Origin of the sequence: Rhodocyclus purpureus (assembly GCF_016653115.1) — a bacterium.
Classification (GTDB): Bacteria; Pseudomonadota; Gammaproteobacteria; order Burkholderiales; family Rhodocyclaceae; genus Rhodocyclus; species Rhodocyclus purpureus.
This window is the reverse complement of sequence record NZ_NHRX01000066.1, coordinates 146,998-156,024: the sequence shown is the minus strand read 5'-3', so window position 1 is coordinate 156,024 and position 9,027 is coordinate 146,998. Positions and strand designations below refer to the sequence as shown.

Genomic DNA, 9,027 nt, shown 5'->3' with positions numbered 1-9,027 from the left:
CCTGCGCGACCTGCCCGCTGCGACCACCGTCGACCATTACGACGCCCTTCTGCCCTGGAATCAGAAACCAGCGGATTTGACCATGGCGTAGCTCTGCCCGGAAGGGTGGGGTTCATGGATCGGTTACAAATAGTTTGGGCTAACATGTCGTTCAACCGGACTAATTGCGGCGGGCTACACCACACCTTCGTTCAGCACTGTACCGCCGCAATTTTCCCGATATCTTTACCTTGGGCATCATGAAAACCGTGTTGGCTGCTGCTGCTCAAAAGCTACGAAAGGCCGAACGCGCCGGGTACATCCGCCAGGTTATGTGGTTGAGCTTTGAAGACAGGCTGCGTTCCGTATTCTCGGAAATTGACAGCCGGGTAGTCGACGCAGGCGAACTTGGTAACTTTTACCTATCGTCTTCCAAGTAGTCGTTTACTGCATACGGCCAGCCGTATGTGTTCCGTTTCAACTCGCTGAATCAGGCCAAAGTTTCTGTGGGTTGGCGGCGTATGGGCGTGTGGCATAGCCTCGGAAACGGAGAACTACTGAAGGCCAACGAAGCTGTGGAGAATGGTGTAGCCATTACATTCTCTCAAGACATTACGGGGAAGATCATGGTGCTCCTCTCCCCGTACAAATCGGGTGTTGCGAAAGTCAATGAAGACAATTTCATTCTCGTCTTTGGCGTCGAGCTCAATGACCTCACCGAACAAAGGATTCGGAAGCTCCTCAAGATATTCTTCCGGTACTGTGCCGCAACCAGCATGGTGTCGGTCGGTTCGTACCGCGACTAGTTTTTTCGGCTGTGGCTGGGCCTGCGAGACATCCGAAACAGAAATATTCAGAAGGTAGCGATCCTCCGCTTTTTCAAGAAGGTGCTGATTGTGGGCCTTGCTGCCGCAGGAGTATGGGCAACGCTATACACGAGTTCAAAGTAGCCCATCCACTGACGCCCAACCCTGCGGTCAACCGGAGCGGCCACATAAAACCGTGGCAAGCCGCCTACCTTGAACGTTGGCGACTGGGCACAGGGCGCCCGCCTCGGCCAAGCCGCTAGTGGGCTGCCCGGCAGCCGGCTCACGACCCCGCGCGCGTATCCCTGCCCCTGAAGCGGCGCTGGTAATCCGCACTGTAGAGCGCGCTGTGGCTGAAGTCCTCGGCGGCGAGCGCCGGGCCGACCAGAATCAGCGCGCTGCGCTCGGGCGACGCCTTTGCGACTTCCGCGGCGATGTCGTCGAGCGTGCCGCGGATGATCCGCTCCTCGGGCCAGGTTGCGCGGTAGACGACCGCCACCGGGCACCCGGCGCCGTAGTGCGGCAACAGGCGGGTGACGACGTCTTCGAGCACGTGGATCGACAGGTGCAGCGCGAGCGTCGCGCCAGTGGCGGCGAAGGTTTCCAGCTTCTCGCGCGGCGGCATCGCCGAGGCACGTCCGGAAGTCCGCGTCAGCACCAGCGACTGCGCGACTTCGGGCAGGGTCAGCTCGCGCTTGAGCACGGCGGCGGCGGCGGCGAAGGCCGGCACACCCGGCGTCACCGTGTAGGGGATGCCGAGCCGGTCGAGTTCGCGCAGCTGCTCGCCCATCGCGCTCCAGATCGAGACGTCGCCCGAATGCAGGCGCGCGACGTCGAGTCCCGCCTCGTTGGCGGCGACCATCTCGGCGACGATTTCCTCGAGGCTCATCGGCGCCGTGTCGACGACGCGCGCGCCGGGCGGACACCAGCCGAGCATCGCCGGATGGATCAGCGAGCCCGCGTAGAGGCAGACCGGGCAGGCGCCGATCAGCTCGCGGCCGCGAACGGTGATGAGGTCGGGAGCGCCGGGGCCGGCGCCGATGAAGTGGATGGTCATTTCAGAATCCCAGTACGGGGTTGGCGTCGCATTCTTCTTCCTCGGGCGAGAAGGGTTCGATCGGCTCGCGCGTGGCCTGGCCAAAGACCCGCGCGGCGGAGGGAAGTTCGAGGGCGACGAGGTTGAGGCGGTTGATCCCGGTCGCCGCCAACTCGTCGGCAAACGCGTCGGTGCGCGTGCTGCGCAGCCGCTCCTCGGGCCCGCCGAGCGCTTCGAGCAGGTGGAAGACGGCACCGCCCCAGCCCTGCCCGACCAGCCAGGCGGCGAGCTTGGCGGGCGTCGTCTCGTCGGCCGAGAGGACGAGCAGGCGCGCGCCGGGGACGAGCTTGACGTCCAGCCCTGACAGCGGTCGTCCGCACAGCGAGGCGAGCGTGATTTCCTGCAAGGGCCAGCCGAGCCGCGCGCAGGCAAGCGAGAACGAGGACGGCGCCGACAGGCAGCGTAGAGGTACGTCGGGCAGCAGCCGGCGCAGGGTGGTGCCGATGCCGAAGCAGTAGGGATCGCCGGAGGCGAGGACGACCACCGGCCGGCCGCGCCAGGCGATCAGCGACGCGACACCGTCCCGCAAGGGCGACGGCCAGGCGCGCGCCTCGCCGCGGATCAGCGGTGCGGCGAGGCGCAGCTGCCGTTCGCCGCCGACGACTAGGACGGCCTCGGCGATGCGCCGGCGCGCTTCGTCGCCGAGGCCGGCGACGCCGTCTTCGCCGATGCCGACCAGGGTGAGCCAGGCGCCGGCACGATCGGCTCCGACCCCGTCGCCGCGCGCGGCGGATGCATCTGGCTGCATCTTCTTGTTCGCCCTCAATTAGCGTGAAACTGCGAAGTAATGATGCAAAGGTGCTGGCCGGAACGACAGCCCGTCACCGCGAGCCCGCAGGGCGTGGCGATCCAGTGCGTGGAGACAGAGCAACGAACTGGATTGCCACGGCGCTGCGCGCCTCGCAATGACGGAATTGGGCCAATGGGCATGTTTCATGCGTCGGGGCGGTGGAACTCGTCATGTTCTTCAGCGCGCCAGCGTCAGCAGCGCGTCGAGGTCGAGGTCTTCGGCCAGTTGCGCGGCGTAGGCGTCGAGCAGGGTGTCGACGCGCTGCTCATAGTCGGGCACGCCGGGCGCCGTGTCGCTGCTGCCGACCTGCGCCAGCCAGTGGCGGCGGAAATCGTCGGCGGCGAACAGGCCGTGCACGTAGGCGCCCATCACGCGGCCGTCGGCCGACACCGCGCCTTCGGGGATGGCGCCGCCATCGACATAATCGCCGCAGGCCCCCGGCGCAGCGAGTGTGGCGGCCCCCTCAGCGGCGATGCCGCCCTGCTCCCGTGGCTCATCGGGCGCGGGGCCATCGGCCAGGCGCAGCCATGGCCGCGCCATTCCCGGGCCACTGCTGCGCCCCATGTGCATCTCGTAGCCGGTGACGCGGCAGCCGCTGACGCGGTCTACCTTGTCGATCTCGACCAGGCGCTTGTCGCCGCCGATCGTCGTCTCGATGTCGAGCAGCCCGAGCCCCGCCGTCTCGCCCGGATCGCCTTCGATTCCGTGCGGATCGCGGACGACGCGACCGAGCATCTGGAAGCCGGCGCAGATGCCGACGACCCTGCCGCCGTGGCGGACATGCGCGTGCAGGTCGTGGTCCCAGCCCTGCGCGCGGACGAATTCGAGGTCGGCGCGCGTCGCCTTCGAACCGGCGAGGACGACCACGTCGGCCTCGCGCGGGATCGGCTCGCCGGCCTGCACCCAGCGCAAGCTGACGCCGGGCTCGCCGGCGAGCGGGTCTACGTCGTCGAAGTTGGCGATGCGCGGCGTGCGCAACACGGCGACGACGAGTTGCCGTGCTGCGCCGGGTGCGGGGGCCGTTGCCGCCGCTCCTGCCCCTTCCGCGGCCAGCGCCAGCGAATCCTCCTGCGGCAGGCGCGCGGCGCCGTCGAACCAGCGCACCAGCCCGAGCAGCGGCCAGCCGGTGGCGCCGGCGATCGACGCGGCCGCCGGCGCGAACACCGCCGGGTCGCCGCGGAACTTGTTGACGACGACGCCCCTGACGCGCGCGCGCTCCGACTCGCTCCACAAGAGGTGATGACCCAGCACCGCCGCGGTGACGCCGCCGCGCGACTCGTCGCCGAGCAGGAGCACCGGCAGGTCGGCGGCTTCGGCCAGCCCCATATTGCTGATGTCCTGCGCGCGCAGGTAGGCCTCGGCGCCGCTGCCGGCGCCTTCGATGAGGACGAGGTCGGCTTCCTGGCAGAGCCGCGTCAGGCTGTCGAGGACGGCCGGCAGCAGTTGCGGCTTGAGCGTCTGGTAGGCAGCAGCCGAGGCGCGGCCGAGCACCCGCCCGCGCAGGACGACCTGGCAGTCGATGTCGCTCTCGGGCTTGAGCAGCACCGGATTCATGTGCACCGAGCGCGGCACCCTGCAGGCACGCGCCTGCAGGGCCTGCGCGCGGCCGATCTCGCCATGACGGGCTTCGTCGTCGGGGCCAGGCGGCAGGTCGGCATCAACCGTCACCGCCGCGTTGTTGCTCATGTTCTGCGCCTTGAACGGGCGCACGGCGAGGCCGCGATTGGCGAAGGCGCGACAGAGGCCGGCGACGAGCAGGCTCTTGCCGACGTCCGAGGCGGTGCCCTGGATCATCAGGCAGCGCGCGCGGCGGGGTGCCAAGTGCGCCGGGGGTGCCGGGGTGAAGGGAACCCCCTCGCTCATCACGACTCGTCGCGGTCCCGCGCCGGCAGCGCCTGCCAGTAATCGCCGGCCGACGACTGCGGCTCGTCGGCGCACTCCTGCCAGTGACGCGATTGCCAGTAAACCACCTGGCGCTGCGCGGTACGCCGTGCAGCCAGTTGGCGGCGCGCGGCAGTACCGGCCTGCGCCGCGAACTTGGTCGAGGAAAAACGGGGCATGATGTGTCTCAGTCTGGTGATCAGCGCGCCAGCGCGAGCAGCGCGTCGAGGTCGAGTTGCGACTCGACATGGTCGGCGAGCGCTTCGAGGGTGGCCTCGACCCGCGCCTCGTAGTCGAGTCCGGAAATCTGCGCGCCGAGGCTCTCCAGCCAATGGCGGCGGAAGCCGTCGGCGGCAAAGAGGCCATGCACGTAGGCGCCCATCACCCGGCCGTCGGCCGAGACGGCGCCTTCGGGGGTTTCGTCCTGGCCACCGGCATCGGCGAGGCGCAGCCATGGCCGCTCGAGCCCGGGCCCGTGGGTCCGCCCCATGTGCATCTCGTAGCCGGTGACGCGGCAGCCGCTGACGCGGTCGATGCGGTCGATATCGACGAGGCGCTTGTCGCCGCCGATCGTCGTTTCAATGTCGAGCAGGCCGAGCCCCGGCGTCTCGCCGGGATCGCCCTCGATCCCTTGCGGATCGCGAACGACGCGACCGAGCATCTGGAAGCCGGCGCACAGCCCGACGACGCGACCGCCGCGGCGCACGTGCGCGAGGATGTCGATGTCCCAGCCCTCGCGGCGCAGCACTTCGAGGTCGGCGCGCGTGGTCTTCGATCCCGGCAGGAGCACGACGTCGGCCTCGGCCGGGATCGGTTCGCCCGGAGGGATCCAGCGCACCGCGACGCCCGCTTCGGCGGCGAGCGGGTCGAGGTCGTCGAAATTGGCGACGCGCGACAGCTGCGGCACCACCACCAGCAGGCCGCGGCCCTCGCCCTGTGCCGGCTTCTCCAGCGCCAGCGCGTCCTCGGCCGGCAGCCTGCCGGCGGCGTCGAACCAGCGCACGACGCCGAGCAGCGGCCAGCCGGTCTCATCGCTCATGACCCGGCAGCCCGGCTCGTAGAGCGAGAAGTCGCCGCGGAACTTGTTGACGATGTAGCCCTTGATGCGCGCGCGCTCGGACTCGGTGTGCAGCACATGCGTGCCGACCACCGCCGCGATGGCGCCACCGCGGTCGTTGTCGGTGAGCAGGACGACCGGCAGGTCGGCGTCCTCGGCGAGCCGCATGTTGGTGATGTCGCAGTGGCGCAGATAGACCTCGGTGCCGCTGCCGGCGCCTTCGACGATCACGAGATCGGCCTCGGCGGCAGTCCGGCGCAGGCTGTCGAGCACTGCCGGCATCAGGGTCGGCTTAAGCTCGTGATAGTGCCGCGCCGGCCAGTTGCCGAGCGCGCGCCCGCGCAGGACCACCTGCGAACCGACGTAGGCCTGCGGCTTCAGGAGAACCGGGTTCATGTGGATCGACGGCGGCACCTTGCACGCGCGCGCCTGCAGCGCCTGCGCGCGGCCGATCTCGCCGCGGCGGATTTCGCCGTCGGGACCTGGCGGCAGGTCCGAATCGACCGTCACCGCCGCGTTGTTGCTCATGTTCTGCGCCTTGAACGGTCGCACCGCCAGGCCGCGGCGCGTGAACGCGCGGCACAGTCCGGCGACGAGCAGGCTTTTCCCCACGTCGGAACTGGTGCCCTGGATCATCAGGCAGCGCGCGCGCTTCGGGACCGACGGATCGAGCAGCGGCACGTCGATCTTGGGCAGCGGACGCGCGGCAGTCGGGTCGGGAGTCGGGTCGGCAGTCGGGGTGGAACCTGGCATGGTGTGGGCGGGCTGAACTGAAGCCGCGCAAGTATCCGGACACAGGCGCTGACGGTCAACGCCGCCGCAGCATGCCGACGATGCCCCCGAATGCTCAGCGGGAGAGGCGAGTTGCTTGATTTTGACCGAAAACCCCCATGCTCTTGAAGGTTTATTCAGGGTTGACGCGAGTCGCTGCACCGCGCAAAATCGCGCCTCGTTTTCCCTGCCATCATTGCGTCGGGAAGCCTTTGCTCTGGAGCATTCAATGCGCATCCTTTTCGTCCATCCCAACTACCAATGCGGTGGCGCCGAAATCGCCGGTAAGTGGTCGCCCGCCTGGGTCGCCTACCTCGCCGGTTATCTGAAGTCCGGCGGCTACTCCGACTACAGCTTCGTCGATGCCATGACCGACGAACTCTCGGACGATGAGTTGCGCGAGATCTTCAAGCGCGAACAGGTCGACGTCATCGCCACCACGGCGAACACGCCGGCGATCTACACCGCCGAGCGCCTGCTCAAGATCGCCAAGGAAGAGTGCCCGGATGCGATCACCGTCCTCGGCGGCATCCACGCGACCTTCATGTTCCAGCAGATCCTGGCAGAGGCGCCCTGGATCGACGTCATCGTGCGTGGCGAAGGCGAGGCGGTCACGCTCAACCTGATCCGCGCCATCGATCAGGGCCGCTGGCCGGCCGAGCGCGCCGAGATCAAGGGCATCGCCTACCTTGACGGCGGCCAGTGCGTCGCCACCGCCGCCGAACCGCCGATCCGCGACGTCGACACGATCGTCGCCGACTGGGGCGTTCTCGACTGGAAGAAGTACCAGTACATCCCGATGGGCGTCCCCGTCGCCACGCCGAACCTGGCGCGTGGCTGCCCGTTCACCTGCTCGTTCTGCTCGCAGTGGAAGTTCTGGCGCGACTACCGCGTCCGTGATCCGAAGAAGGTCGTCGACGAAATCGAAGTCCTCCACCGCGAGTACGGCGTCGGCTTCTTCATCCTCGCCGACGAGGAACCGACGATCAACCGCAAGAAGTTCGTCGAATTCTGCGAAGAGCTGATCGAGCGCAATCTGCCGGTCTACTGGGGCATCAACACCCGCGTCACCGACGTCCTGCGCGACGAAGAACTGCTGCCCTTCTACCGCAAGGCCGGCCTGATCCACATCTCGCTCGGTACCGAAGCGGCGGCGCAGCTGAAGCTCGACCTGTTCAACAAGGAAACGACCGTCGCGCAGAACAAGAAGGCGATCGACCTCCTGCGCGCCAACGGCATCGTCACCGAAGCCCAGTTCATCGTCGGTCTGGAAAACGAGACCAAGGAGACGATCGAAGAAACCTACCGCATGTGCGTGGACTGGAATCCGGACATGGCCAACTGGTCGATGTTCACGCCGTGGCCGTTCTCCGACCTCTTCCACCAGCTCGGCGACAAGGTCGAGATCTTCGACTTCGAGAAGTACAACTTCGTGACCCCGATCATGAAGCCGAACGCGATGGATCGCGCCGAACTGCTCGACGCGGTGATGAACAACTATCGCCGCTTCTACATGAAGAAGTCCTTCCTCGGCTACCCGTGGGTGCGCGACCCGATCCGTCGCAAGTACCTGCTCGGCTGCCTGAAGGCCTTCCTGAAGAGCGCCTTCGAACGCAAGTTCTACAGCCTCGGCAAGCACAACTACTGGGGCCCACAGGCCAAGGGCAAGATCAACTTCGGCTTCGACGAATCGCGCAAGCTGGTCAAGCAGGATGCGAAGATCGAGCAGCAGGTCATCCAGTGGAAGACCGCGCCCCCGCGCAAGCGCTCGGCGGCGACCAACGAAGCGATCAAGACCGCGGATGCGAACGCCAACGCAATGGCCGGCTTCAAGGCCTGCGGCGGCGGCGATCAGCAGATGGAAGACGTCGCACCGACCAAGATCATGGCCTGCGGCGGCGGCGACCAGCAACTGCCCGATGCCGCATCGGCGATGCCGCGCTTCAAGATCTGAAGCAGCGACGCGACAGCCTGACGCAGACTGTTCCAGAAACGCCCCGCCCGGGAAACCGGCGGGGCGTTTTTCTTGCTGGATCGGTCGAGGCAGACGTCGGTCGGGTTAACGTGAAACATGGGCCAATTTCGTGAAACATCGGCCGACCTGACCTGCCGAAGCCGTCGCGATCAGCAACCCGTCATCGCGAGCCCGCAGGGCGTGGCGATCCAGTGCGTAGGTCTCGCATCGTGCAGGGCGAGGAGACAGAAGAACGAACTGGATTTCCACGGCGCTACGCGCCTCGCAATGACGGCAGTGAAGGGAATCCGTCATCGCGAGCCCGCAGGGCGTGGCGATCCAGTGCGTAGGTCTCGCATCGTGCAGGGCGAGGAGACAGAAGAACGAACTGGATTGCCACGGCGCTACGCGCCTCGCAATGACGGCAGTGAAGGGAATCCGTCATCGCGAGCCCGCAGGGCGTGGCGATCCAGTGCGTAGGTCTCGCATCGTGCAGGGCGAGGAGACGGAAGAACGCACTGGATTGCCACGGCGCTACGCGCCTCGCAATGACGGCAGTGAAGCGAATCCGTCATCGCGAGCCCGCAGGGCGTGGCGATCCAGTGCGTAGGTCTCGCATCGTGCAGGGCGAGGAGACAGAAGAACGAACTGGATTGCCACGGCGCTACGCGCCTCGCAATGACGGCAGTGAAG

General features: G+C 67.0%; 7 protein-coding genes. 2 read left to right on the top strand and 5 right to left on the bottom strand.

The annotated features are described in order from the left end of the window. The first annotated feature begins 446 nt into the window (after window positions 1-446). Window positions 447-785, top strand: coding sequence for a hypothetical protein (locus CCR84_RS14855; RefSeq protein ID WP_201213860.1), 339 nt, complete (start codon window positions 447-449; stop codon window positions 783-785). A 283-nt stretch (window positions 786-1,068) separates the two neighbouring features. Here the strand turns inward: CCR84_RS14855 and cobM are convergent, their stop codons facing one another. From cobM to CCR84_RS14830, 5 genes are all read right to left on the bottom strand, one after another. Then, window positions 1,069-1,842 (bottom strand): precorrin-4 C(11)-methyltransferase, encoded by a 774-nt coding sequence (gene cobM / locus CCR84_RS14850; protein WP_201213859.1) that lies wholly within the window; start codon window positions 1,840-1,842, stop codon window positions 1,069-1,071. A 1-nt stretch (window position 1,843) separates the two neighbouring features. Next, window positions 1,844-2,629 (bottom strand): precorrin-6y C5,15-methyltransferase (decarboxylating) subunit CbiE, encoded by a 786-nt coding sequence (gene cbiE / locus CCR84_RS14845; RefSeq protein WP_201213857.1) that lies wholly within the window; start codon window positions 2,627-2,629, stop codon window positions 1,844-1,846. A 219-nt stretch (window positions 2,630-2,848) separates the two neighbouring features. Next, window positions 2,849-4,534 (bottom strand): cobyric acid synthase, encoded by a 1,686-nt coding sequence (locus CCR84_RS14840; RefSeq protein ID WP_201213855.1) that lies wholly within the window; start codon window positions 4,532-4,534, stop codon window positions 2,849-2,851. Continuing rightward, complete coding sequence (locus CCR84_RS14835) at window positions 4,534-4,731, bottom strand: hypothetical protein (RefSeq protein ID WP_201213849.1); 198 nt, start codon at window positions 4,729-4,731, stop codon at window positions 4,534-4,536. The genes CCR84_RS14840 and CCR84_RS14835 overlap by 1 nt, the downstream gene beginning before the upstream one ends. A gap of 20 nt (window positions 4,732-4,751) precedes the next feature. After that, window positions 4,752-6,362 (bottom strand): cobyric acid synthase, encoded by a 1,611-nt coding sequence (locus tag CCR84_RS14830; protein ID WP_338052626.1) that lies wholly within the window; start codon window positions 6,360-6,362, stop codon window positions 4,752-4,754. 247 nt (window positions 6,363-6,609) lie between these two features. On the opposite strand from CCR84_RS14830, the gene bchE reads away from it, so the two are divergent. Further along, on the top strand, window positions 6,610-8,334 hold the full coding sequence (bchE, locus tag CCR84_RS14825; RefSeq protein WP_201213847.1) for a magnesium-protoporphyrin IX monomethyl ester anaerobic oxidative cyclase: 1,725 nt from the start codon (window positions 6,610-6,612) through the stop codon (window positions 8,332-8,334). The last annotated feature ends 693 nt before the right edge of the window (window positions 8,335-9,027 follow it).

Bases quoted from the DNA above. Each gene is read 5' to 3' on its own strand.
- cbiE (WP_201213857.1), bottom strand. From the start codon at position 2,629: ATGCAGCCAGATGCATCCGCCGCGCGCGGCGACGGGGTCGGAGCCGAT.
- cobM (WP_201213859.1), bottom strand. From the start codon at position 1,842: ATGACCATCCACTTCATCGGCGCCGGCCCCGGCGCTCCCGACCTCATC.
- CCR84_RS14830 (WP_338052626.1), bottom strand. From the start codon at position 6,362: ATGCCAGGTTCCACCCCGACTGCCGACCCGACTCCCGACCCGACTGCC.
- bchE (WP_201213847.1), top strand. From the start codon at position 6,610: ATGCGCATCCTTTTCGTCCATCCCAACTACCAATGCGGTGGCGCCGAA.
- CCR84_RS14840 (WP_201213855.1), bottom strand. From the start codon at position 4,534: ATGAGCGAGGGGGTTCCCTTCACCCCGGCACCCCCGGCGCACTTGGCA.
- CCR84_RS14835 (WP_201213849.1), bottom strand. From the start codon at position 4,731: ATGCCCCGTTTTTCCTCGACCAAGTTCGCGGCGCAGGCCGGTACTGCC.